The sequence below is a fragment of the Variovorax ureilyticus genome, from assembly GCF_037889935.1.
GTDB classification, from domain to species: domain Bacteria; phylum Pseudomonadota; class Gammaproteobacteria; order Burkholderiales; family Burkholderiaceae_C; genus Variovorax; species Variovorax ureilyticus.
Window position 1 is genome coordinate 206,750 of sequence record NZ_JBBKZU010000002.1, and the last position, 21,831, is coordinate 228,580.

25 protein-coding genes are annotated in these 21,831 nt (G+C 66.3%); 19 read left to right on the forward strand and 6 right to left on the reverse strand.

Features of this window, described 5'->3' with window-relative positions:
• The first annotated feature begins 19 nt into the window (after nucleotides 1-19).
• The 13 genes from WKW77_RS05335 to WKW77_RS05395 all read left to right on the forward strand — a co-directional run bounded on the left by WKW77_RS05335 (nucleotide 20) and on the right by WKW77_RS05395 (nucleotide 10,801).
• The gene (locus WKW77_RS05335; protein ID WP_340355802.1) at nucleotides 20-313 is read left to right on the forward strand and encodes an MmoB/DmpM family protein; all 294 of its coding nucleotides are present in this window, start codon (nucleotides 20-22) and stop codon (nucleotides 311-313) included.
• 10 nt (nucleotides 314-323) lie between these two features.
• Nucleotides 324-1,904, forward strand: a complete 1,581-nt coding sequence (locus tag WKW77_RS05340) for an aromatic/alkene/methane monooxygenase hydroxylase/oxygenase subunit alpha (RefSeq protein ID WP_340355803.1) — start codon at nucleotides 324-326, stop codon at nucleotides 1,902-1,904.
• Between the two features lie 86 nt (nucleotides 1,905-1,990).
• On the forward strand, nucleotides 1,991-2,353 hold the full coding sequence (locus WKW77_RS05345) for a phenol hydroxylase subunit P4 (RefSeq protein WP_340355804.1): 363 nt from the start codon (nucleotides 1,991-1,993) through the stop codon (nucleotides 2,351-2,353).
• 18 nt (nucleotides 2,354-2,371) lie between these two features.
• Complete coding sequence (locus WKW77_RS05350; RefSeq protein WP_340355805.1) at nucleotides 2,372-3,430, forward strand: NADH:ubiquinone reductase (Na(+)-transporting) subunit F; 1,059 nt, start codon at nucleotides 2,372-2,374, stop codon at nucleotides 3,428-3,430.
• Entirely contained in the window at nucleotides 3,430-3,768 is a 339-nt protein-coding gene (locus tag WKW77_RS05355; protein ID WP_340355806.1) for a 2Fe-2S iron-sulfur cluster binding domain-containing protein, read from the forward strand. Before WKW77_RS05350 ends, WKW77_RS05355 begins: the two co-directional genes overlap by 1 nt.
• 21 nt (nucleotides 3,769-3,789) lie before the next feature.
• A complete protein-coding gene (locus WKW77_RS05360; RefSeq protein ID WP_340355807.1) occupies nucleotides 3,790-4,722 on the forward strand; it encodes a catechol 2,3-dioxygenase in 933 nt (310 codons plus the stop codon).
• An 11-nt stretch (nucleotides 4,723-4,733) separates the two neighbouring features.
• Nucleotides 4,734-6,188 (forward strand): 2-hydroxymuconic semialdehyde dehydrogenase, encoded by a 1,455-nt coding sequence (locus tag WKW77_RS05365; RefSeq protein WP_340355808.1) that lies wholly within the window; start codon nucleotides 4,734-4,736, stop codon nucleotides 6,186-6,188.
• A 10-nt stretch (nucleotides 6,189-6,198) separates the two neighbouring features.
• Complete coding sequence (locus tag WKW77_RS05370) at nucleotides 6,199-7,023, forward strand: alpha/beta fold hydrolase (protein ID WP_340355809.1); 825 nt, start codon at nucleotides 6,199-6,201, stop codon at nucleotides 7,021-7,023.
• A gap of 21 nt (nucleotides 7,024-7,044) precedes the next feature.
• Nucleotides 7,045-7,827 carry a 2-oxopent-4-enoate hydratase gene (dmpE, locus tag WKW77_RS05375; protein ID WP_340355810.1) on the forward strand — a complete coding sequence of 261 codons (783 nt, stop codon included), beginning with the start codon at nucleotides 7,045-7,047 and terminating at the stop codon, nucleotides 7,825-7,827.
• Between the two features lie 13 nt (nucleotides 7,828-7,840).
• Complete coding sequence (locus WKW77_RS05380) at nucleotides 7,841-8,755, forward strand: acetaldehyde dehydrogenase (acetylating) (protein WP_340355811.1); 915 nt, start codon at nucleotides 7,841-7,843, stop codon at nucleotides 8,753-8,755.
• A gap of 9 nt (nucleotides 8,756-8,764) precedes the next feature.
• The gene (dmpG, locus tag WKW77_RS05385; protein WP_340355812.1) at nucleotides 8,765-9,808 is read left to right on the forward strand and encodes a 4-hydroxy-2-oxovalerate aldolase; all 1,044 of its coding nucleotides are present in this window, start codon (nucleotides 8,765-8,767) and stop codon (nucleotides 9,806-9,808) included.
• Nucleotides 9,805-10,596, forward strand: coding sequence for a 2-oxo-3-hexenedioate decarboxylase (dmpH, locus tag WKW77_RS05390; RefSeq protein WP_340355813.1), 792 nt, complete (start codon nucleotides 9,805-9,807; stop codon nucleotides 10,594-10,596). The genes dmpG and dmpH overlap by 4 nt, the downstream gene beginning before the upstream one ends.
• A gap of 13 nt (nucleotides 10,597-10,609) precedes the next feature.
• The gene (locus tag WKW77_RS05395; RefSeq protein ID WP_340355814.1) at nucleotides 10,610-10,801 is read left to right on the forward strand and encodes a 2-hydroxymuconate tautomerase; all 192 of its coding nucleotides are present in this window, start codon (nucleotides 10,610-10,612) and stop codon (nucleotides 10,799-10,801) included.
• Here WKW77_RS05395 and WKW77_RS05400 read toward each other — a convergent pair.
• The gene (locus tag WKW77_RS05400; protein ID WP_340355815.1) at nucleotides 10,798-11,724 is read right to left on the reverse strand and encodes a LysR family transcriptional regulator; all 927 of its coding nucleotides are present in this window, start codon (nucleotides 11,722-11,724) and stop codon (nucleotides 10,798-10,800) included. The two genes, WKW77_RS05395 and WKW77_RS05400, sit on opposite strands and share 4 nt — an antisense overlap.
• A 93-nt stretch (nucleotides 11,725-11,817) precedes the next feature.
• On the opposite strand from WKW77_RS05400, the gene WKW77_RS05405 reads away from it, so the two are divergent.
• Together WKW77_RS05405 and WKW77_RS05410 are read left to right on the forward strand one after the other, a co-directional pair.
• Nucleotides 11,818-12,792 (forward strand): Bug family tripartite tricarboxylate transporter substrate binding protein, encoded by a 975-nt coding sequence (locus WKW77_RS05405; RefSeq protein WP_340355816.1) that lies wholly within the window; start codon nucleotides 11,818-11,820, stop codon nucleotides 12,790-12,792.
• Nucleotides 12,793-12,824: 32 nt separating this feature from the next.
• On the forward strand, nucleotides 12,825-13,754 hold the full coding sequence (locus WKW77_RS05410; protein ID WP_340355817.1) for an amidohydrolase family protein: 930 nt from the start codon (nucleotides 12,825-12,827) through the stop codon (nucleotides 13,752-13,754).
• A gap of 40 nt (nucleotides 13,755-13,794) precedes the next feature.
• On the opposite strand, the gene WKW77_RS05415 is transcribed toward WKW77_RS05410, so the two are convergent.
• Nucleotides 13,795-14,559: a ParA family protein gene (locus WKW77_RS05415; protein WP_340355818.1), complete on the reverse strand. Its 765-nt coding sequence runs from the start codon at nucleotides 14,557-14,559 to the stop codon at nucleotides 13,795-13,797.
• 70 nt (nucleotides 14,560-14,629) lie between these two features.
• A complete protein-coding gene (locus WKW77_RS05420) occupies nucleotides 14,630-15,247 on the reverse strand; it encodes a DUF2652 domain-containing protein (RefSeq protein WP_340355819.1) in 618 nt (205 codons plus the stop codon).
• A gap of 333 nt (nucleotides 15,248-15,580) precedes the next feature.
• Here WKW77_RS05420 and WKW77_RS05425 point away from each other — a divergent pair, with 333 nt between their 5' ends.
• The gene (locus WKW77_RS05425; RefSeq protein ID WP_340355820.1) at nucleotides 15,581-15,946 is read left to right on the forward strand and encodes a hypothetical protein; all 366 of its coding nucleotides are present in this window, start codon (nucleotides 15,581-15,583) and stop codon (nucleotides 15,944-15,946) included.
• Between the two features lie 212 nt (nucleotides 15,947-16,158).
• Here the strand turns inward: WKW77_RS05425 and WKW77_RS05430 are convergent, their stop codons facing one another.
• From WKW77_RS05430 to WKW77_RS05440, 3 genes are all read right to left on the reverse strand, one after another.
• A complete protein-coding gene (locus WKW77_RS05430; RefSeq protein ID WP_340355821.1) occupies nucleotides 16,159-17,061 on the reverse strand; it encodes an ATP-binding protein in 903 nt (300 codons plus the stop codon).
• On the reverse strand, nucleotides 17,022-17,330 hold the full coding sequence (locus WKW77_RS05435; protein ID WP_340355822.1) for an AAA family ATPase: 309 nt from the start codon (nucleotides 17,328-17,330) through the stop codon (nucleotides 17,022-17,024). The genes WKW77_RS05430 and WKW77_RS05435 overlap by 40 nt, the downstream gene beginning before the upstream one ends.
• 129 nt (nucleotides 17,331-17,459) lie before the next feature.
• Nucleotides 17,460-18,047, reverse strand: a complete 588-nt coding sequence (locus WKW77_RS05440; RefSeq protein WP_340355823.1) for a SixA phosphatase family protein — start codon at nucleotides 18,045-18,047, stop codon at nucleotides 17,460-17,462.
• Between the two features lie 239 nt (nucleotides 18,048-18,286).
• Between WKW77_RS05440 and WKW77_RS05445 the strand changes: the two genes are divergently transcribed.
• The 3 genes from WKW77_RS05445 to WKW77_RS05455 are packed head-to-tail and all read left to right on the forward strand — an operon-like array spanning nucleotide 18,287 to nucleotide 21,816.
• The gene (locus WKW77_RS05445; protein ID WP_340355824.1) at nucleotides 18,287-19,366 is read left to right on the forward strand and encodes a FecR family protein; all 1,080 of its coding nucleotides are present in this window, start codon (nucleotides 18,287-18,289) and stop codon (nucleotides 19,364-19,366) included.
• A 58-nt stretch (nucleotides 19,367-19,424) separates the two neighbouring features.
• Nucleotides 19,425-20,297: a Tll0287-like domain-containing protein gene (locus WKW77_RS05450; RefSeq protein ID WP_340355825.1), complete on the forward strand. Its 873-nt coding sequence runs from the start codon at nucleotides 19,425-19,427 to the stop codon at nucleotides 20,295-20,297.
• Between the two features lie 13 nt (nucleotides 20,298-20,310).
• Nucleotides 20,311-21,816, forward strand: a complete 1,506-nt coding sequence (locus tag WKW77_RS05455; RefSeq protein ID WP_340355826.1) for a serine/threonine-protein kinase — start codon at nucleotides 20,311-20,313, stop codon at nucleotides 21,814-21,816.
• The last annotated feature ends 15 nt before the right edge of the window (nucleotides 21,817-21,831 follow it).

The following is a 21,831-nucleotide window of genomic DNA, read 5'->3' on the forward strand; positions in this document are numbered from 1 at the left end:
CCGCAACGAAGGAGACCCCATGACCGCCGCCACCGAAGCACCCAGCCGCGCGCCCGTGTTCATCGCATTGCAGTCCGGCGAGACCGCGCGCGCCATCGTCGAGGCCATCGTCGAAGACAACCCGGAAGCCACGGTCAACGACTACCCCGCGATGGTCAAGATCGACGCGCCCGGGCGGCTCGTGATCCGCCGCGAATCGGTCGAGGACCGCGTCGGCCGCCCGTGGAGCATGCAGGAGATCCACCTGAGCCTGATCTCGCTGTCCGGAAGCATCGACGAAACCGACGATGAGTTCACCCTGCACTGGAACTGAGGACCAAGACATGACCCAAGCAAACAGCACCCCGCGCTCCACGCCCCGCCTCGGCCTCAAGGAGCGCTACGCGATGATGACTCGCGGCCTCGGCTGGGAGACCACCTACGAGTCGATGGACGAGGTGTTCCCCTACGACAAGTTCGAAGGCATCAAGATCCACGACTGGGACAAGTGGGAAGACCCCTTCCGCCTCACCATGGACGCCTACTGGAAGTTCCAGGGCGAGAAGGAAAAGAAGCTCTACGCGATCATCGACGCCTTCCAGCAGAACAACGGCCAGTTCAACGTCAGCGACCCGCGCTACCTGAACACGCTCAAGCTGTTCCTCACCGGCGTGTCGCCGCTCGAGTACGCGGCACATCGCGGCTATGCAATGGCAGGGCGGGCGTTCCGCGGCGTGGGTGCGCGCGTGGCCTGCCAGATGCAGTCCATCGACGAGCTGCGCCATGCGCAGACGCAGTTCCACACCATCAGCCACTTCAACAAGTTCTTCCACGGCCTGCACGACCCGCAGCACATGCACGACCGCGTGTGGTACTTGTCGGTGCCCAAGAGCTACTTCGAGGACGCGATGAGCGCGGGGCCCTTCGAGTTCGTCACCGCGATCTCGTTCTCCTTCGAGTACGTGCTGACCAACCTGCTGTTCATGCCCTTCATGAGCGGCGCCGCCTACAACGGCGACATGGCAACCGTGACCTTCGGCTTCTCGGCGCAGAGCGACGAGTCGCGCCACATGACGCTGGGCCTCGAGGTGGTGAAGTTCCTGCTCGAGCAGGACCCCGACAACGTGCCCATCGTGCAGAAGTGGATCGACAAGTGGTTCTGGCGCGGCTATCGCCTCCTCACGCTGGTCGCGATGATGATGGACTACATGCTGCCCAAGCGCGTGATGAGCTGGTCCGAGGCCTGGGAGATGTACTTCGAGAAGAACGGCGGCGCGCTGTTCCAGGATCTGGCGCGCTACGGCATCCGCCTGCCCAAGTACCACGAGGTCGCGACCAAGGAGAAGAGCCGCCTCTCGCACGAGGCCTGGGCCACCTTCAACAACTACGGCCATGCGGCGGACTTCAATGTGTGGGTGCCGCGCGCCGAGGAAATGGCATGGCTCTCGGAGAAGTACCCCGAGACCTTCGACCGCCTCTACCGCCCGCGCTTCGAATGGCTCGATGCGCAGGAGAAGGCCGGCAAGCGCTGGTTCAACAACACGCTGCCCATGCTGTGCCAGACCTGCCAGATCCCGATGTTCTTCACCGAGCCCGACGATCCGACGAAGATCTGCTACCGCGAGAGCACCTACCACGGCATGAAGCACCACTTCTGCTCGGACGGCTGCAAGGACGTCTTCGACGGCGAGCCCGAGAAGTACGTGCAGGCCTGGCTGCCGGTGCACCAGATCTACCAGGGCAACTGCTTCCCCGAAGGCACCGACCCGACGGCGCCCGGCTTCAACCCGCTGGCCGCGGTGCTGGAGTACTACCACATCAACAACGGCGCCGACAACGGCGAGTTCAACACGTCGCCCGACAAGGCGAACTGGGAACGCTGGACGGGGCAGGACCTGTCGTCATCGCAGGCCAAGGTCGCTTGACCTCCTAGTACTCAGCTTTCATCACCGAGCCCGCAGCGCGTCGCGCGCTGCGTTGGCGGAGCTCATCCCGAAACAAGGAGACCGAAATGTCAGTCGTCGCACTCCAACCCGGCTACACCGGCACCGTCGCGGACACCGAAGACCGCTTCCATGGCAACCGCTTGCTCTACATCGGCTGGGAAGACCACCTGCTGTTCTGCGCGCCGGTGTGCCTGCCGCTACCGCCCTCGATGCCGTTCGGCGCGCTGCTGAGCGACGTGCTCCCAGGCGTCTACGGCAGCCACCCCGACTTCGAAAGGATCGACTGGTCCACCGCGCAATGGTTCGACTCGGGCAAGCCCTTCAAGCCCGATCCGGCCAAGTCGCTGGCCGACAACGGACTGGTGCACAAGTCCGTCATCCGCTTCCGGGTGCCCGGCCTGAAGGGCATCAAAGGTTCGGGCAGCTGAACAAGACGGGAGACGGCCATGAGCTTCCAGATCATGATCGAACCGATCGGGCAGGGCATCGAGGTGCGCGACGGCCAGACCGTGCTCGACGCCTGCCTGCGCGCCGGCGTGTGGCTGCCGCACGCCTGCGGCCACGGCGTCTGCGGCACCTGCAAGGTGCAGGTGCTCGAAGGCGAATGCGACCACGGCGATTCGTCCAACTTCGCGCTGATGGACTTCGAGCGCGACGAGGGCAAGATCCTCGCGTGCTGCGCGATGGCGCAGGGCGACATCGTCATCGAGGCCGACATCGACGAAGACCCCGATGCACAGTTCATGCCGCTCGAGGACTTCGATGCCGAAGTGGTCGAGGCGCGCATGCTCACTCCGACGATCCGCGGGCTGTGGCTGCGCACGCAGCGGCCCGTGCCCTTCCAGGCGGGTCAGTACGTGATGCTGCATGTGCCAGGCGTGGAGGGCGCGCGCGCCTTCTCGATCGCCAATTCGCCGCAGGACGACCTGATCGAACTGCATATCCGCCGCGTGCCCAACGGGCGCGCCACCGGCTGGCTGCACGACGAACTCCAGCAGGGCCAGCGCGTGCGCTTCACCGCGCCCAACGGCCGCTTCTTCGTGCGCAAGTCCGCGGGCGTTCCGATGATCTTCGTCGCGGGCGGCTCGGGTCTGTCGAGCCCGAAGTCGATGGTGCTCGATCTGCTGGCCGAAGGCTGCACGCTTCCGATCACGCTGATCCAGGGCGCGCGCAACCGCGAGGAGCTGTACTTCCACGAGCTCTTCGAGGCGCTGGCGGACCGGCATCCGAACTTCACCTACGTCCCGGTGCTGTCCGACATCGCGCCGGACGACGACTGGCGCGGCGCGCGCGGCTTCGCCCACGAGGCGCTGAAAGCGCACTTCGCGAACGACTTCCGCGGCCACAAGGCCTACCTGTGCGGACCGCCGCCGATGACCGAGGCGTGCATCGCCACCCTGATGCAGGGCCGGCTCTTCGAGCGCGACATCTACACCGAGAAGTTCTTCACCGCCGCCGATGCGGCCTCGGCCGCCCCGCGCAGCCCCTTGTTCAAGGCACTGTGATGACGACGACGAGCTTCTCGATCGCGATCGGCAACACGCAGGAGCGCTACACCTGCCGGCCCGACCAGACCCTGCTCGGCGGCATGGAACAGCTCGGCCGCAAGGGCATCCCCGTCGGCTGCCGCGGCGGCGGCTGCGGCGTGTGCAAGGTCCGCATCGAATCGGGCCGCACCCGCTGCGAGCGCATGAGCCGCTGCCACGTCAGCGCCGACGAGGAAGCGCAAGGCTACGTGCTCGCCTGCCGCGCGTATCCGCAGAGCGACCTGGAGCTACGCGCCGCCCCGCGCATGGCCCGCTGCATCGAGCGCCACCTGGCGCAACCCCATCCCCACCCCTGACAACCCACCTAGGAGATCATCATGGCACTCACTGGCGTACTACGACCCGGCCACGTTCAACTTCGCGTGCTCGACATGGAAGCCGCACTCAAGCACTACCGAGATGTGCTCGGCCTCATCGAGACGGCGCGAGATGCGCAGGGCCGCATCTACCTCAAGGCCTGGGACGAGCATGACCACCACAGCGTGGTGCTGCGCGAGGCCGACACGGCTGGCATGGATTTCATGGGCTTCCGCGTGGATTCGAATGCCACGCTGGACAAGCTCGCGGCCGACCTGCAGGCCAGCCCGCTCGCGACCGATACCGGCTGGGTCGAGGCCGGCGAACACGTGCGCACCGGCCGGCGCTTCCGCTTCACCGTGCCCACCGGCCACGCGATCGAGCTCTACGCGGAGAAGGAGAAGGTCGGCAACGGCATGCCCTACGAGAACCCGGAGATCTCGCCCGATGACCTCAAGGGCATGGCGCCTTCGCGCTTCGACCACTGCCTGCTCTACGGCGACGACCTCGACGGCACGGTGAAGGTGTTCACCGAGATCCTCGGCTTCGAGCTGGCCGAGAAAGTGGTGGCCGGCCCCGAGAAGATGCTGATCGCTGCCTTCCTGACCTGCTCGACCAAGCCGCACGACATCGCCTTCATCCGCCACGCCGAGAAGAACAAGTTCCACCACGCCTCCTTCCTGCTCGACAACTGGGGTGAGATCCTCAAGGCCGCCGACATCATCACCAAGAAGCGCGTGTCGCTGGACATCGGCCCGACGCGCCACGGCATCACGCGCGGCGAGACGATCTACTTCTTCGACCCGAGCGGCAACCGCAACGAGGTCTTCTCCGGCGGCTACATCTACTACCCGGACAAGCCGCCGCTGGTGTGGACCGACGACGAGCTCGGGCGCGCGATCTTCTATCACGACCGCAAGCTCAACGAGAACTTCCTCTCGGTGCTGACCTGAAGGGCGCGGCCATGAAGCAGTACATGAACTTCATCGGCGGCGAGTTCGTCGCGAGCGGCAAGACCTTCGAGAACCGCGCGCCGGTGGACAACCGGGTGCTCGGCCTCGTGCACGAGGCCGGAGCGGCCGAGGTCGATGCGGCGGTGCGCGCGGCCCGCGCTGCGCTGAACGGCGAATGGGGCCGCATGACGGTCGCGCGCCGCGTCGAGCTGCTGCACGCGGTGGCCGACGAGATCAACCGACGCTTCGACGACTTCCTGCAGGCCGAGATGGCCGACACCGGCAAGCCGCACGCGCTCGCCTCGCATGTCGACATCCCGCGCGGCGCGGCCAACTTCAAGGTGTTCGCGGACATCGTGAAGAAGGTGCCCACCGAGAGCTTCGAGATGGCGACGCCCGATGGCGGCCAGGCGCTGAACTATGCGGTCCGCTCGCCGGTGGGCGTGATCGGCGTGGTCTGCCCATGGAACCTGCCGCTGCTGCTGATGACTTGGAAGGTCGGACCGGCACTGGCTTGCGGCAACACGGTGGTTGTGAAGCCGTCGGAAGAAACGCCGGCCACGGCGACCCTGCTCGGCGAGGTGATGAACGCGGTCGGTATTCCGCCCGGCGTCTACAACGTGGTCCACGGCTTCGGGCCTGATTCGGCCGGTGAATTCCTCACCCGCCATCCGGGTGTGAACGGCATCACCTTCACCGGCGAGACGCGCACCGGCGAGGCCATCATGGCCGCGGCTGCCAAGGGCGTGCGGCCGGTGTCCTTCGAGCTCGGCGGCAAGAACGCGGGCATCGTGTTCGCCGATGCCGACTTCGACCAGGCGGTCGCCGGCATCACGCGCTCGGCCTTCGAGAACTGCGGGCAGGTGTGCCTGGGCACCGAGCGGGTGTACGTGGAGCGGCCGATCTTCGATCGCTTCGTCGCGGCGCTCAAGGCCAGGGCCGAGGCGCTGAAGCCCGGTCCGTCGGAAGAGCCCGGTGTCGGCATCGGCCCGCTGATCTCGCAGGAGCACAAGCAGAAGGTGCTCTCGTACTACGAGAAGGCGGTGCGCGAGGGCGCGACCGTGGTCACCGGCGGCGGCGAACCGGCGATGAAGGGACCACTGGCGGAGGGGCACTGGGTGCAGCCCACCATCTGGACCGGCCTGCCCGAATCGGCCGCCGTGATCCGCGAGGAGATCTTCGGCCCGTGCTGCCACATCGCGCCCTTCGACACGGAAGAGGAAGCGATCGCGCTCGCCAACGCCACCGACTACGGCCTTGCAACCACCGTGTGGACGCAGAACCTCGGCCGCGCGCATCGCGTCGCGAAGCAGGTGGAAGTGGGCATCTGCTGGATCAACAGCTGGTTCCTACGCGACCTGCGCACCGCCTTCGGCGGCGCCAAGGCCTCGGGCATCGGGCGCGAGGGCGGCGTGCATTCGCTGGAGTTCTACACGGAACTCCGCAACGTGTGCGTGAAGCTCTGACGGCGGCAGCATGAGCAACCCCGAGATCGCGAACAGCGTGCGCACCGGCGCCTTCGACACCAACTTCCACGACATGGGCGAGGGCGCACCGGTGCTCTTCATCCACGGCTCCGGCCCTGGCGTGAGCGCATGGGCCAACTGGCGGCTGGTGCTGCCGGAGCTCGCGAAGACGCGGCGCGTGATCGCGCCTGACATGGCAGGCTTCGGTTTCACCGAGCGCGTGCACGGCGCGGCCTACACGATGGACCTGTGGGTGAGGCAGGCACTCGACCTGCTCGATGCGCTGGACATCGAGCGCACAGACCTCGTCGGCAATTCGTTCGGCGGCGCGCTCTCGTTGGCGCTGGCGATCCGTGCGCCGCATCGCGTGCGGCGGCTGGTGCTGATGGGCAGCGTGGGCGTACCGTTCGAGATCACGCCCGGACTCGACGCGGTGTGGGGCTACACGCCCTCGTTCGACAACATGCGCCGCATCATGGATGTGTTCGCCCACGACCGCGCGCTGGTCACCGACGAACTCGCGCAACTGCGCTACGAGGCGAGCATCCGCCCGGGCTTCCAGGACTCGTTCGCCGCGATGTTCCCCGCGCCGCGCCAGCGCTGGGTCGACGCGATGGCGAGCCCCGAGGCCGCGATCCGCGCGCTCCCGCACGAGACGCTCCTGATCCACGGCCGCGAGGACCAGGTAATCCCGCTCGCGACCTCGCTCACCTTGGCGCAGTGGATTGCGCGCAGCCAGCTCCACGTATTCGGCCAGTGCGGCCACTGGACGCAGATCGAGCACAGCGCGCGCTTCGTGCGGCTGGTGCGCGACTTCCTGGCCGAAGACCTCTGATTCATCGAAACGGAAAGAACCATGGACTCCCAACTCATCGAGACGCTCGGCGACGAGCTCTACGCTGCGCTGCGCGACCGGCAGGTCGTCGAGCCGCTGACCAACCGCCACGAAGGCATGGGCATCGAGGACGCCTATCGCGTGCAGCAACGCATGATCTCGCGCCGCCTCGACGCCGGCGAGCGCATCGTCGGCAAGAAGATCGGCGTGACCTCGCGCGCCGTGATGAACATGCTGGGCGTGTACCAGCCCGACTTCGGCTACCTGCTCGATGGCATGGTGGTGAATGAAGGCGAGTCGGTCGACACGCGCTCGCTGATCCAGCCCAAGGCGGAGGGCGAGATCGCCTTCCTGCTCAAGCGCGACCTGATGGGCCCGGGCATCGGCAACGCCGACGTGCTCGCGGCCACCGAATGCGTGATGCCGTGCTTCGAGATCGTCGATTCGCGCATCCGCGACTGGAAGATCAGGATCGCCGACACCGTGGCCGACAACGCCTCCTGCGGCGTCTTCGTGCTCGGCGACAACGCGGTCGATCCGCGCCGCGTCGATCTCGCGACCTGCGGCATGGTGCTGGAGAAGAACGGCGAGATCGTCGCCACCGGCGCCGGCGCGGCCGCGCTCGGTTCGCCGGTCAACGCGGTGGCGTGGCTCGCGAACACGCTCGGCAAGCTCGGCATCGGCCTGAAGGCCGGCGAGGTGGTGCTCTCGGGCGCGCTCGCCGCGATGTTCCCCGCTGCGGCGGGCGACAACTTCCGTGTCTCTATCGGCGGCCTCGGCGGCTGCTCCGTGCGATTCCATTGAAAAGGACCGACCCATGAGCAAGAAGATCAAATGCGCCCTGATCGGGCCCGGCAACATCGGCACCGACCTGCTCGCGAAGCTGCAGCGCAGCCCCGTGCTGGAACCGGTGTGGATGGTGGGCATCGATCCCGCATCCGATGGCCTCAAGCGAGCCCGCGAGATGGGCCTGAAGACCACCGCCGACGGCGTGGACGGCCTGCTGCCGCATGTGGAAGCCGACGGCATCCGCATCGCCTTCGACGCGACCAGTGCCTATGTGCATGCGGAGAACAGCGAGAAACTCAATGCGCTCGGCGTGCTGATGATCGACCTCACGCCGGCGGCCATCGGGCCGTACTGCGTGCCGCCGGTCAACCTGCGCGAGCAGCTTGCCGGCGAGCGGCCGATGAACGTCAACATGGTCACCTGCGGCGGGCAGGCGACGATCCCGATGGTCGCGGCCGTCTCGCAGGTGCAGAAGGTCGCCTACGGCGAGATCGTCGCGACCGTATCCAGCCGCTCGGTGGGGCCGGGCACCCGCCGCAACATCGACGAGTTCACCCGCACCACGGCCGGCGCGGTCGAGCGCGTCGGCGGCGCGGCGGTGGGCAAGGCCATCATCATCATCAACCCCGCCGAGCCGCCGCTCATCATGCGCGACACCGTGCACTGCCTGACGGAAGACGAGCCGGACCAGGAGGCGATCACCGCCTCGGTGCACCGCATGATCGCGGAGGTCCGGCGCTACGTGCCTGGCTACAAGCTGGTCAACGGCCCGGTGTTCGATGGCAAGCGCGTGTCGATCTACCTCGAAGTCGAGGGTCTGGGCGACTACCTGCCCAAGTACGCCGGCAACCTCGACATCATGACCGCTGCCGCTGCGCGCACGGCGGAAATGTTCGCCGAATCCATGCTGGCCGATGCGTCGGCCGAAGTCACCACCGCCTAGGAACATCCCATGACACTTCAAGGAACACAGGTCACGGTCCACGACATGACGCTGCGCGACGGCATGCATCCGAAGCGCCATCGCATGTCGATCGAACAGATGATCGACATCGCCACCGGGCTCGACGCGGCGGGCGTGCCGCTGATCGAGGTCACGCACGGCGACGGGCTGGGCGGCAGCTCGGTCAACTACGGCTTTCCGGCGCACAGCGACGAGCAATACCTCTCGGCGGTGATCCCGCGCATGAAGAAGGCGAAGGTGTCCGCGCTGCTGATCCCCGGCATCGGCACGGTCGACCATCTGCGGATGGCCCATGGGGCGGGCGTGCACACGATCCGCGTCGCCACGCATTGCACCGAGGCCGACGTGTCGGAGCAGCACATCACGATGGCCCGCAAGCTCGATCTGGACACGGTCGGCTTCCTGATGATGGCGCACATGGCCTCGCCGCAGAAGCTGGTTGCGCAGGCGCTGCTGATGGAGGGCTACGGCGCCAACTGCATCTACGTCACGGACTCGGCGGGCTACATGCTGCCGGACGACGTGAAGGCGCGCATCGCCGCGGTGCGCGCGGCGCTCAAGCCCGAAACGGAGTTGGGCTTTCACGGCCACCACAACCTCGCGATGGGCGTGGCGAACTCCATCGCCGCGGTCGAGGCCGGCGCCAACCGCATCGATGCAGCCGCGGCGGGGCTGGGTGCGGGCGCGGGCAACACGCCGCTCGAAGTCTTCGTCGCGGTGTGCGACCGCATGGGCATCGCGACCGGCGTCGACGTCTTCGCGATCCAGGACGTGGCCGAGGACCGCGTGGTGCCGATCATGGACCAGCCGATCCGCGTGGACCGCGATTCGCTCACGCTCGGCTATGCGGGCGTGTATTCGAGCTTCCTGCTTTTCGCCAAGCGCGCCGAGCAGAAGTGGGGCGTGCCCGCGCGCGAGATCCTCGTCCAGCTGGGCCGGCGCGGCATGGTCGGCGGACAGGAAGACATGATCGAAGACACGGCCATCACGCTGGCCCGCGCGCGCGCCGCGCAGCAGGAGGTACACGCATGAAACTCGACGCACGAACCATCGCCGCGCTGGCCGAGCACCTGGAGACGTGTGAACTGGAGGCGCGCGACACGCCGAAGATCACCGACGAGCATCCGCAGATGGACTGGGACGACGCCTATGCCATCCAGGACGCGATCCGCCGCCGCAAGACCGATCGTGGGCATCGCATCATCGGCCTCAAGGCCGGCCTGACCTCGCACGCGAAGATGAAGCAGATGGGCGTCGCCACGCCGGTCTTCGGATTTCTCGCCGACAACTTCGCGCTGCCCGAAGGCGGCGAGTGCAGCGTGCGCGACCTCATCCACCCGAAGGTGGAGCCGGAGATCGCCTTCGTCACGCGCCGCGCCCTCAAGGGACCGGGTTGCCACATCGGCGCGGTGCTCGCGGCCACGGACTTCGTGCTGCCGGGCATCGAGGTCATCGACAGCCGCTACCGCGACTTCAAGTTCGACCTGAAGAGCGTGGTGGCGGACAACACCTCGGCGGCGCGCTTCGTGGTCGGCGGGCGGGCGCTGCCTGCTTCGGAAGTGGACCTGCGCACCGTCGGCATCGTGCTGGAGAAGAACGGCGAGCCTGTCGCCTTCGGTGCCGGCGCCGCGGTGCTGGGGCATCCGGCGGCGGCGATCGCGATGCTGGCCAACCATCTCGGCGCGCGCGGCGGGGAGATCCCGGCCGGCACGCTGATCCTGTCGGGCGGCATCACCGAGGCGGTGGCTGTCGCTGCGGGCGACAGCGTGACGCTGCGCGTGCAGGGCATGGGCAGCGTCGGCATGCGTTTCACCGAATGAGGAGGCGCATCCGATGCCATTCGCACAGATCTACCTCATCGAAGGGCGCACCGAGGAGCAGAAGCGCGCGCTGATCGAGAAAGTCACCGAGGCCATCGTGGAAGCCATCGGCGCCCCGAAGGCCAACGTGCGCGTGTGGCTGCACGACGTACCCAAGGAGAACTGGGGCATCGCCGGTGTGAGCGCAAAGGACCTGGGCCGCTAGCGGGCGCGCGAGGTGGCCGCTTCGCGGCCGAATTCCTCGACCATCAGCGCGCGCAACCACCGGTTGCCGGCGTCTTCGTTGAAGCGTCGATGCCAGTGCATGCGGATGACCGATGGCGGCACGGGCAGCGGCAGCTTGCGGCTCACGAAGTCCCCGCGGTGCGAGAAGGCGTCGGCAAGCTGGCCCGGCACGACGGCCAGAAAATCGCCGCTCTCCAGCAGGGGCGGGATCATCAGGTACGACGGCAGTTCCACGCATTCCGCGCGGGTGAGACCTTCGCGTGCCAAGGCGGTGTCGATCCGGTCCTGCACGCCCGAGGCAGCGCGCACGACGACCTGGGGCGCAGCGGCGAAGCTGCGCAGCGTGAGTGCCTTGCGCGCCAGCGGATGACTCGCAGCCACGAGGGCGACGTAAACCCGCTCGAACAGGCGCTGCTGGAACAGGGTGTCGGGCAGGCCGGGGTAGCTGCCGATGGCGAGATCCACCTGCCCTTCGGCCAAGGCAACGGCGATCTCCGCCTGCTGCAGGGTCTTGAGCGAGAGCCGCACGCCGGGCGCACGCGCGCGCACGGCCCGCACGACCCTGGGCCACAGGACGTAGGCGCCGACATCCGAGTGCGCGATGCGGAATGCCACGCTGGACGCCTGCGGGTCGAAGGTGGCGCTTTGCAGCACCCGATCGCGCACGCACTCGATGATCCCGGCCACCGGCTCCGCGAGTGCACTGGCCCGCGCGGTCGGGCGAAGGCCCCGTCCGGTCCGAACGAACAGCTCGTCGTCGAGCAGCGTGCGCAACCGTCCCAGCGCCGTGCTCAGCGCCGACTGGCTCATGTCGAGTTCGCGGGCGGCCAGGGTTGCGCTCCGGTGTCTCAGCAGCGCATCCAGCACCGGCAGAAGGTTGAGATCAATGTCCCTGATATCCATGGCATTGATTTTAGATTTCGGCGAATTGCGCTATTCGTGAACTCTGAGGCGCCCTAATCTGCGGTGCATTCACGACAAGATGGAGACACCCGAATGTTCAAGCTGCTCAAGTGGATCGTGGCTGGCGCGGCCACCTTCTGCGCCATCCCTGGCAACGGATTCGCGCAGGGCCTGAACTCGAGCCCGCCGATGATCATGGTGGTCCCGGCCCCGGCGGGCAGCGCGCCGGACATCGTGGCGCGCCTGCTCGGCGACGAACTGCAGCATCGGCTTGGCCAGCCGCTCATCATCGAGAACAAGCCGGGTGCGGGCGGGATCATCGCGGTGATGGGGGCGAAGTCCGCGGCGAACCGGGCCAACACCCTGCTGTTCGTCCATGCGGCCGTGGCCACCGTGACACCGCTGACCTACCGTGCGGCCAGGTTCGATCTGGCCACCGACTTCGAGCCGGTTGCGACGGTGGCCGAGACCCCCATGCTGTTCGTCGCCAATCAGGGCAAGGGCCCGAAGACGCTGGCCGACGCGATCGCTCAGGCCAAGGCCAGCCCGGACGCGCTCGCGCTGGGCAGCACGGCACGGGGCTCCATTCCGCATCTCGCCGGCGTGCTGCTGGGCCAGATGACCGGCGCGCAATTCAACAGCGTGGCGATGAACAGCAGTGGCCAGGCCCTGCAGGCTGTGGTCGGTGGCGATACCGTCATGTCGGTGGACGGTGTCGCGCCCCTGCTGCCGATGGTGAGGTCGGGCCGCCTCCGGGCGCTTGCCGTCACATCGAAGAAGGCGCTGCCGGGACTGGAAGGGCTGCCGCTGGCGAACGAGACGGTTCCCGGGTTGGAGATGACCGGCTGGTTCATGCTGCTGGCGTCCAAGGGCACGCCGGAGCCTCGCCTTCAACAGATCAACGCGGCGGTCAATGCCGCGCTGAAGTCGCCCGAGTTGATCCAGAAGCTGCAGGCGACCGCGAACTATCCGGTCGGCGGCTCGATCGCCGATGCCCGCCGGTTTCTCGAATCGGAGAAGAAGAAATGGGCCGCCGGCGTGCAGCAGGCCGGCCTGAAAGCCGAATGACCCCTTCAACCCCATCAGCAGGACATCGACCCATGGCCAACAACCGGCGACGCATCGACACGCACCAGCACATGGTTCCCCCCGACTACGCAGCGTGGCTCGACAGGCACGGCGTTCTCGCCGGCGGCTTGCCGATCCCGACATGGAGCGCGGAGGGGGCCCTCGATCTGATGGAAAGCGCCGGCATCGCAACGGGCATCCTGTCGGTCTCGACACCCGGCGTGCACCTGGGCGACCACGCCGAGGCGCGCAGCATGGCGCGCGCGGTGAACGAGTTCGCCGCAGACGTGGTTCGGAGGCACCCGGGCCGCTTCGGCTTCTTCGCGACACTGACACTGCCGGACGTCGATGGCGCACTGGCCGAGGCCGCCCATGCACTGGACGTGCTGGGCGCCGACGGCGTCGTGCTGCTGACCAATGTGCGTGGCACCTATCTGGGCGATGCCTCGATCGAGCCCCTGATGGAAGAGCTGGATCGGCGCAAGGCCGTGGTGTTCGTGCACCCGTCGGAGTTGCCGGCGCCGCCCGTTCCGGGCATTCCGCCCTTCGCCGCGGACTTCCTGCTCGACACCACGCGCGCAGCCATCAACATGGCACGGCGAGGCTGGCTGGACCGCTATCCCGATCTGAAGATCATCCTGTCGCACGGTGGCGGATTCATCCCGTATGCCGCCGAACGGGTCGCGAGGATCTGCTCGCCCGACGGCGATCAGGCGACGGGCATCGAACGGCTGCGCCGCTTCTACTTCGACACGGCGCTGTCGAGCAGCGCCTACGCGCTGCCTTCGTTGCTGGCGTTTGCGGATCCGGGCCGTATCGGCTTCGGCAGCGATTGGCCGTACGCGCCCAAGGAGCGTTCCTTGCACTTCGCGCGCCTGCTCGATGCGTTCGAGATGCCGGACGCGATGCGGGCCGCGATCGACCGCGGCAACATGGAAAGGCTGTTCCCCCGCTGCAGGTAACACAGCCAGGGCCTTGGAGTCTGGGCAGCAGCCCAGCCTCCTAGGCGTTGATCTCGTCGTGCAGCGCCACGAATTCCTGCGCCAGCTTGTGGCGTGGCTCCAAGTAGATCATCGGCGTGGCGTGCTGATGGCTCTCGCGAATCTTCACGGATTGCGAAAGATAGGAATCCAGCACCGGATGCCCCTCCTCGATCAACTCGTTCACGAGCTGCTGGGGGAGTGCGGCGCGTGACTGGAACTGGTTGATGACGATTCCTTCAACCGTGAGCCGCCGATTGTGGTCGTGCTTGATCTCCTTCACGTTCTCGAGCACCGAGTACAACGCACGGCGCGAGAAGTCGTCACAGTCGAAGGGGATGAGGCAGCGCGCGGCGGCAATGAGTGCCGAGCGCGTGTAGAAGTTCATGGCCGGCGGCGTATCGATGTATACCGCGTCGTACCCGGCGAGGTCCTTGAGCGCGTCGCGCAGCTTGTAGATCTTGTGGCGCGACTCGAGCTTGCCCGTCAACGTGTCGAGATCGACATTCGACGGGATGATGTCGAGGTTCTCGAACTCGGTTTCATGGATGAACGATTCGAACTTGGGCTCCTTGAAGCTGTAGTTCAGGGCCGACTCGAAGAAAGTCGCGATATTGGGCTTTGCGTCCTGGGCCTGCGCACCCAGAAGATACTGGCTTGAATTTCCCTGTGGGTCGAGGTCGATCACGAGCGTGCGCAATCCCTGGGCGGCGCTCACGCCGGCGAGATTGCACACGATCGTGGATTTGCCCACGCCACCCTTTTGGTTGAACACCACGCGCAACATCGGTTTGCCCTTCTTCGGAATGAAGCCCGCAAGTCTATCGGACGTGCCTGGGGCGTAGAGCGCTTGCGGACTAATTCAGCGACGGAAGCTCGCTCAGGTAGCCCGTCATTGAATGATGACGATAGACGACCTCTCCGATCTCGTCGTATTGGTTGCTGCCGCTTTCGAAGTCGGGCGGTGGTACTGATTCGCCCTGCACCTGGTCCAGCGTGTCCTGTGTGATCAGCAGGTACTCCGACTCGGGCACCGAGTTCTTCAGCAGTCGGTGGGCGACGATGATGCTCTTCCCGATGAATTTCGAATGCCCCTTGACTTCCATGGTGCTGCATGGGCCGCTGTGTGCGACAAACTTGAGCGTCAAGTTGTGCATCCGGGCACAGGCGCCGCACTGGCAGATCCGCTCCATTTCACGCCGCTTGAGATGCAGATGAAAGTTCAGGAACATCTTCCTGGCCTGGGCCAGCAGTTCGTTCAGAGTGGGGAGGTCTCCCTTCCGGACGAAGAGCACCGCATCACCCTCGAACTCGGACACTTCCAGGCCAATCTCATTGGAGTCCACCAGCAATTCCAGAAGCTCGCTGACGATGTGCTGGCTATGGCTGATCTCGGTTTCCGTCACAAACCTTGTGAATCCGCCGATGTCGGGAATGAAGAAGAGGACGTTGCGAGAACTTGAGGAACTGGCCATCACCGCCTCCACCGCATGTCGCGTCGCAGATCGCCGCCGACACAGCGTAGCGCAGATTGTCCTGCGATGCTCAGGGCTCTAGAGGGTGATGGCGCCTTCCTCCTCGCGAAGCTGGCTACCTTCTCTTCGCGGAGCACGCGCGGCTGGACATGACTGGGATAGAGCGGTCGCGGGTCTGTGGACGAATGTCGACCCGCCCGCTGGCCGCTCGCCGGAGAGCAGGGACCTGTCGTTACGGGTTGCAACACTCTTCATGTGAGCGACGTGACATTCGATGGGCGCAGTGCGTTGTAGGTGGGCAAGGGCGGTGTTCGCCCGTACAGGAGCCTCACAGTGAGCCTCAATCGTTCCTACTTTCTCAAACTGGCCGCAGTTGGTGCCGTGGCCGCCAGCGCACTCTTCGCAGCCTCGGCCAATGCGGGCGCGAACTGGTCTGTCGGCATCGACGTGCCGGGCGTTGCAATCGGCGTTGCCGACCCGGGGCCCGCGCGCTACTACCAACCCGCGCAGGTCTACTCGGCGCCCGCGCCCGTTTACTACGAGCCGGCACCGCGCGCGTACTACCCGCCGCCGCCGGCCTACTACCGACCGGCGCGCGTGTACGACGTGCAGCCAGACCCGGGCTACTGGCGGGGTGAAGGATGGCGCCATCACCATCGCCACTGGGATGATCGGGACGGGCGGGACTATCGATACTGAGAGGCTGAATGATCCCGGGTGGCGACCGGGTGGATTTCGGATCAGGCTATCGGGTGTATTTCGGCCGCGACCGCGACGCGGCGGCGTCCGGTGGTGCAGCGCCGCCCTGCAGTTCGTCCCTGTCGAGTTGCCGCGGTCTGAGCCCGTGGTCGGCCCTGCATCCCAGGCTGGCATCCGCATCGAACTTCAGCGCGGCGGCGAAAGCCGCCGCATCACCGCGCCGGCGGATGCTGCAGTCGTTGCCAGCCAATCACCGGCCAGTCGCTTCGCGCTTCGTCAACGTCGCCGCCATACACGACGCTACCGCCTTCCAGCGCATCAGGGAAGGCGCCAGAGAAGCTGCGAAGCCCGCGAAAGTAGTCGGCGTTGACTGTGGCGCCAGCCTTGATCTCCACGGCGCGGAGCTTGCGTCCTGAGGGAATCAGCAGATCGACTTCGTTGCCTGTCGCATCGCGGAAGAAGTACATCTCCGCCGACTCGCCCTGATTGAATCGGGTCTTGAGGGCTTCCATGATCACCAGGTTCTCGAACAAGCTGCCGAACAGCGGGTCGCGCGCCACCTGGTCGGCGCTGCGCAAGCCCAGCAGCCAGCAGGCCAGCCCTACGTCGTAAAAGTACATCTTGGGGCTTTTCAGCAGCCGCTTCGACGTGTGGGTGAACCACGGAGGCAGCACGTGCACGATGTAGCTCGTCTGGAGCAAGTCGAGCCACGCGCGGGCGGTGGCGTGCGAAACGCCGGCATCATTGCCCAGGCTCGTGAGATTCACGAGCTGACCGACGCGCCCGGCGCAGAGTCGCACGAAACGTTCAAAGCGCTGCAGGTCGTGGACGGCGGCGAGTTGGCGCAGGTCACGCTCCACGTAGGTCGCGAAATAGTCGCCAAGCGCCTGAGAGGGGTCGAGGCCGCGGTCGTGAATGCGCGGGTAGAAGCCGGTGAGCAGTGTTTGCGTCAGCGCCGGCACCGGATGCAGCCGGGCGACCTCGGCGAGAGAAAACGGCAGCAGTTGCAAGACGGCAGTTCGGCCGGCCAACGACTGACCCACTTGGGACATGAGTCCGAACTGCTGGCTACCCGTCAGGACGAAGCGCCCCGGGGCGGGGTCGGCGTCGACCATCGGCTGAAGGTAAGAGGGGATGTGCGGCGCACGTTGGATTTCGCGACGATGGCGCCACCTTCGATCCCCTTCAGGAAGCCGCGCGGATCTTCATCCGCGAAACGCCGCATGTCCGGATCTTCCAGCGTGACATAGGGCTTGTCGGGAAAGAGGCTGCGGCACAGAGTGGTCTTGCCACTCTGGCGCGGTCCGGTCAGCGTCAGGACTGGATATTGGCGCGCCAATTCGGCGGCGAGCGGCGCGATGTCGCGAGGAACCATGGTCGCCATTCTCCGACTTCATGCAAATTGAAGATTTGATCTTGCATTTGCTGAAAAGGGCGCGGATGGGCGAACCGCCGGCAGACAGGTCCGGGCCTCTCTCGACACCGTCTGGCGCCGCAGCAGCCGCGGTGCGGACTATCTTCTCGGCGCGTCGAGCTTCACCTTCACCGGACCGATCCCAGCGACATCCGCCCACGCCTTTGCGTCGAAGCGGAACTCGGCGACCGCGCAGGTGGGCATGTCGATGATCTCGCTCGAAAGCCGATGCGCGAACTCGGTGAACTCGGGGTTGTGGCCGAAGAGCATCGCGCAGTTCAGCTTGTTGTCCAGTGCGCAAACAACGGCAAGCAAGTCATCCGGGCTGCTCGCGTAGAGCCGCTCATCGACAACGATCCTCTTGCGTGGATAGCCGATCTCGTCGGCGATCAGCTGCGCCGTCGTCAGAGCGCGCAGAGCTGGGCTCGAGACGAGCAGGTCGGGCCTTACCTCGCGCTTTGCGAGTCGCTTGCCCATCGTCGGAGCGTCCTGGCGGCCGCGGCCATCCAACGGTCGCTCCCGGTCGGGCAATGACGGATCGTCGCGACTCGACTTGGCATGCCGCACGAGGATCAAGGTTTTCACGATCAGCTTTCGGTCGGTTTCAACTCTATGCGCGCTACGAGTCCGCGCTGGTACCGCTGAGGACCCGCGCCGCGGTTTCGGCGAGACCGCGAGTGACGGCATCAAGGCAGCTTGTATCAGCGTACTTGCGATAGGTGGCCTTGAGAAGACGGATGATGCAGGCGAGAGCGCCTGGGAGCTCAGGTGCCAGAGAAGGTCCTGGCCGCTTGTCTGGCGGCGCACTGCTTGTGTCGACTACCACCGACGGGGGGTGACGGCGCTCCTCCACGCGGAAAAAGACGCACACGGCACGAGGGACTGAGTAATATGGAAGTTGTAAATTTGTCTTGCAGACAGATGCCATGATGCTCGTTGCCAGCGGAACTACGCCATTGCGGCTCGCAAGGATGTTGTTCGGGTTCCTGCTGCTGTGCGCCGCGACCCTTTTCGCGTCACCGTTTGCCAGTGCGCAATCCACCAGCGCCTCGCCGGCCCCGGCGCGATCGAACGGCATCGTCGGCATCGTCGAAGGCGACGTCGCGCTGATCCGCCAGACCACGCGTTACACGCTCGCCGAAGGCGTGTTGTTGAATGATCAGGACATCATCGAGACAGCGCCCGGCGCATTTGCCCAGATCGAACTTCCCGGGGGCGTCCTTGTAGGCATCGGTGAATCGACGCGACTGATGTTGCGGCCTCGCGTTGGCAAGGGGCTGTCGGCGCCGCCGCTCTATCTGCTGGAGGGCTGGCTCAAGACCACCGCCAGCGGCGCCTTCGGCTACGTCGGCCCCGGCATCGACGTTGCGACGCAAGGCGGAGCGGCTGTCATCTACTCCAAGGGCGCGCAGTACGAGCTGTTCGTCGAATCCGGCTCCGCCAGGCTGACGCTGCGCGATGGCTCGCAGTCGGTCGCGCAACTGGCCGGCGGCGACTTCGCACAGCGGCGCGAAGGCAGCACCCCCACGGTCGGGCAGCGTGCCACGCCCGAGTTCCTGGGCAAGGTGCCGCGCCAGTTCCGCGACCAGTTGCCCGCGCGCGGGGAGCAATACGCCAAGCGCAGCGTCGCACCCAAGCCGCGCGGCGAAATCACCTACGCCGATGTGGCTGCCTGGCTGCGTACCGAACCGGCGCTGCGGCTTCCGCTGCTGCCGCTGTGGCAGTCGCGCGCGACCGACCTGGACTTCCGTGCGGGGGCCAAGGCCGATCTGGCGCAACACCCTGAATGGGAGCGCTATGCCGACCCCGAGGGTTATGCGCGCCGTCTGGCCGAAGAGGCCGAGCGTCGACGCGCGCGGGAGGCCGCGGCCGCCGCCGCACGGGCCAGGGCTGCAGCCGCTGCAGCGGCTGCAGCCTCCGCTGTCCCCGCACCGGCGCCTGGCCCTGCGCCTGCATCTGCACCCGCAGCCTCGGGCACGAGCGCGGGGCGCGGCACAACTCAATGAACCGTTCCGCGTCGTGGCGCAACCCAGCGACTACCGACGAGCAGAACTGGAGAAATCCATGAGCCTTCTATTCAAGTTCAATCTGATCTTCCTGGTTGTCTTCGTCGCCGGTGTGGCTGGCACGGGCAAGATTTCCCATGACCTGCTGCAAGACAACGCCAAGCAGGAAGTGCTCAACCATGCACGCCTGACCATGGAAAAGGCGATGGCGGTACGCGCCTATACCAATGACCAGATCCGCCCATTGCTCGAAACGCAGATGAAGTACACCTTCCTGCCCCAGACCGTGCCGGCCTATTCCGCCACGGAAGTGCTGGCGACACTGGCCAAGAGCTTTCCGGACTACACCTACAAGGAAGCCACCCTGAATCCGACCAATCCGCGCGATCGGGCAGTCGATTGGGAGGCCGACATCGTGAATCGTTTTCGCACCCAGGCCGATCAGAAGGAGTTCGTCGGCGAGCGCGAGTCGGGTACCGGGCGGGCGCTCTACATCGCACGGCCGATCCGCATCACCAACGCCGCCTGCCTTGCATGCCATAGCACGGTCGAGGCGGCGCCGCGCACGGTCATCGAGAAGTACGGGCCGGCAAACGGTTTCGGCTGGCACCTGAACGAGGTGATCGGCGCGCAGGTCGTTTCGGTGCCGATGTCGGTGCCCCTGGCGCGCGCCGAACAGACTTTCAAGATCTTCATGGCTTCGCTCATCGGCATCTTCGTGGCCATCGGCATCGTGTTGAACGTGATGCTCTACCTGCTCGTCATCCGGCCGGTGACGGCGCTGTCGAAGGTGGCCAACCGCGTCAGCCTCGGCGAACCCGATGTACCGGAATTCGCGACGGATGGCCGTGACGAAATCGGGACCCTGGCGAAATCGTTCACGCGGATGCGCCGCAGCCTCGATCAGGCCATCAAGATGATCGACACCTGAGGCTCGTACCCGCATGTCGCTGCCCACCCACGTCGGTCCATACCCCATCCGCGGCGTGATCGGCTCGGGCGGGATGGGCATGGTGTATCTGGCGCACGATCCGGCGATCGACCGTGCGGTGGCGATCAAGACCATCCACCGCCGCCTGCTCGAATCGGGCGACGACCTCGGCGTGGCGGCGCGCTTTCGCGTGGAAGCCAAGGCGGCAGGGCGGCTGACCCACCGCAACATCGTCTCGATCTACCAGTTCGGCGAAGACAACGACTTCGCCTACATCGTCATGGAGTACGTGGCCGGACGGAACCTGCGCGACTATGTGCAGGCACCGCGCAAGCTCGACGTGCCGCAGGTGCTGTGCGTGATGATGCAGCTGCTCGACGGCTTGCACTACGCGCATGAGCGGGGCATCGTGCACCGGGATATCAAGCCGGCGAATCTCCTGGTTGCCGATGACGGGCGCCTCAAGATCACCGATTTTGGTATTGCCAGAACCGAGACGTCGAACCTGACCCGCGCCAATTCGGTTGTCGGATCGCCCGGCTACATCGCGCCCGAGCAGTACACGAACCGCGAGATCGACCGCCGTGTCGATGTGTTCTCCGCGGGTGTGCTGCTCTATCGGATGCTGAGCGGGACGACCCCGTTCGTCGGGACCGACGACGCGATCATGTACAAGATCGTCTACGAGCCTCACAAGCCGCTGAGCGAAGCGACGAAAGACACCACGCTCAAGCCATTCGATGTGGTGTTGGACCGGGCGCTGGCGAAGGACCCGGCGCAGCGCTATCCCAGCGCGATGGCGATGCGAACGGCGCTGCTGGCGCTCGCCACCGAGGCCTTGCCGGAGGTGCTCCCGGCCCACATCCTGCTGGCGCCGCTCCTCGAGAACCTCGAGCCGAGCATGCCCGTCCCGACGCTGCGCCACGCGTCCGAGATCGCCGCCGGGGGCGCTCAGGTCGTTACGACAGTGCCCGACTCGGCACGGAACTCCCCGGCGCCCCCGAAGTCGCTCGCCACCACGGTCCCGCCTTCGATCCCCACACCCACCGGGTGGGACGCCGCCGCGCTGGCCGAGGTCGAACGCGAACTGGCCCAGCATGTGGGCGCGGTGGCGCGCGTGCTGGTGCGCCGCGCCGCGCGTGGGGCATCCACGCTGGTGGAAGTGCGCCACGCCGTCGCCAGCACGATCATCGACATCGAAGAGCGCGAGCGCTTCCTGGCCCGGGCAGGCCTGCCGCCAACCCATGGCGCAGTCTCGGCAGGAGCAGGCGCCTCCGGGTCCCAGGTCTCGAGAGCGGTGGGCGCGGCGCCGGGCGGCATGCCGATGCGCGAAGGCGATGTCGACAAGGCGGCCGCCGCACTCCTTTCCTCGCTGGGACCGATTGCGCGGGTCGTCGCGAAGCGCTGCGCGGCGAAATCGAGCACTCGCGAGCAATTCGTTGCCAGCGTCATGGAGCAGCTCGCGCCAACCGTCGATGCCCGCCGTGTGCAGGCTGACCTGTGGCGAGCCTTGGGCTGAATTCAGGCGGAACCA

Excerpts from the sequence above, each read along its gene's own strand:
- WKW77_RS05420 (WP_340355819.1), bottom strand. The coding sequence starts at position 15,247 with ATGGCCAGTTCCTCAAGTTCTCGCAACGTCCTCTTCTTCATTCCCGAC.
- dmpG (WP_340355812.1), top strand. The coding sequence starts at position 8,765 with ATGACACTTCAAGGAACACAGGTCACGGTCCACGACATGACGCTGCGC.
- WKW77_RS05415 (WP_340355818.1), bottom strand. The coding sequence starts at position 14,559 with ATGTTGCGCGTGGTGTTCAACCAAAAGGGTGGCGTGGGCAAATCCACG.
- WKW77_RS05345 (WP_340355804.1), top strand. The coding sequence starts at position 1,991 with ATGTCAGTCGTCGCACTCCAACCCGGCTACACCGGCACCGTCGCGGAC.
- WKW77_RS05440 (WP_340355823.1), bottom strand. The coding sequence starts at position 18,047 with ATGCCGTCACTCGCGGTCTCGCCGAAACCGCGGCGCGGGTCCTCAGCG.
- dmpH (WP_340355813.1), top strand. The coding sequence starts at position 9,805 with ATGAAACTCGACGCACGAACCATCGCCGCGCTGGCCGAGCACCTGGAG.
- WKW77_RS05455 (WP_340355826.1), top strand. The coding sequence starts at position 20,311 with ATGTCGCTGCCCACCCACGTCGGTCCATACCCCATCCGCGGCGTGATC.
- WKW77_RS05365 (WP_340355808.1), top strand. The coding sequence starts at position 4,734 with ATGAAGCAGTACATGAACTTCATCGGCGGCGAGTTCGTCGCGAGCGGC.
- WKW77_RS05450 (WP_340355825.1), top strand. The coding sequence starts at position 19,425 with ATGAGCCTTCTATTCAAGTTCAATCTGATCTTCCTGGTTGTCTTCGTC.
- dmpE (WP_340355810.1), top strand. The coding sequence starts at position 7,045 with ATGGACTCCCAACTCATCGAGACGCTCGGCGACGAGCTCTACGCTGCG.
- WKW77_RS05350 (WP_340355805.1), top strand. The coding sequence starts at position 2,372 with ATGAGCTTCCAGATCATGATCGAACCGATCGGGCAGGGCATCGAGGTG.
- WKW77_RS05410 (WP_340355817.1), top strand. The coding sequence starts at position 12,825 with ATGGCCAACAACCGGCGACGCATCGACACGCACCAGCACATGGTTCCC.
- WKW77_RS05370 (WP_340355809.1), top strand. The coding sequence starts at position 6,199 with ATGAGCAACCCCGAGATCGCGAACAGCGTGCGCACCGGCGCCTTCGAC.
- WKW77_RS05435 (WP_340355822.1), bottom strand. The coding sequence starts at position 17,330 with ATGGCGACCATGGTTCCTCGCGACATCGCGCCGCTCGCCGCCGAATTG.
- WKW77_RS05405 (WP_340355816.1), top strand. The coding sequence starts at position 11,818 with ATGTTCAAGCTGCTCAAGTGGATCGTGGCTGGCGCGGCCACCTTCTGC.
- WKW77_RS05445 (WP_340355824.1), top strand. The coding sequence starts at position 18,287 with ATGATGCTCGTTGCCAGCGGAACTACGCCATTGCGGCTCGCAAGGATG.
- WKW77_RS05430 (WP_340355821.1), bottom strand. The coding sequence starts at position 17,061 with ATGGTCGACGCCGACCCCGCCCCGGGGCGCTTCGTCCTGACGGGTAGC.
- WKW77_RS05360 (WP_340355807.1), top strand. The coding sequence starts at position 3,790 with ATGGCACTCACTGGCGTACTACGACCCGGCCACGTTCAACTTCGCGTG.
- WKW77_RS05340 (WP_340355803.1), top strand. The coding sequence starts at position 324 with ATGACCCAAGCAAACAGCACCCCGCGCTCCACGCCCCGCCTCGGCCTC.
- WKW77_RS05395 (WP_340355814.1), top strand. The coding sequence starts at position 10,610 with ATGCCATTCGCACAGATCTACCTCATCGAAGGGCGCACCGAGGAGCAG.
- WKW77_RS05335 (WP_340355802.1), top strand. The coding sequence starts at position 20 with ATGACCGCCGCCACCGAAGCACCCAGCCGCGCGCCCGTGTTCATCGCA.
- WKW77_RS05355 (WP_340355806.1), top strand. The coding sequence starts at position 3,430 with ATGACGACGACGAGCTTCTCGATCGCGATCGGCAACACGCAGGAGCGC.
- WKW77_RS05400 (WP_340355815.1), bottom strand. The coding sequence starts at position 11,724 with ATGGATATCAGGGACATTGATCTCAACCTTCTGCCGGTGCTGGATGCG.
- WKW77_RS05380 (WP_340355811.1), top strand. The coding sequence starts at position 7,841 with ATGAGCAAGAAGATCAAATGCGCCCTGATCGGGCCCGGCAACATCGGC.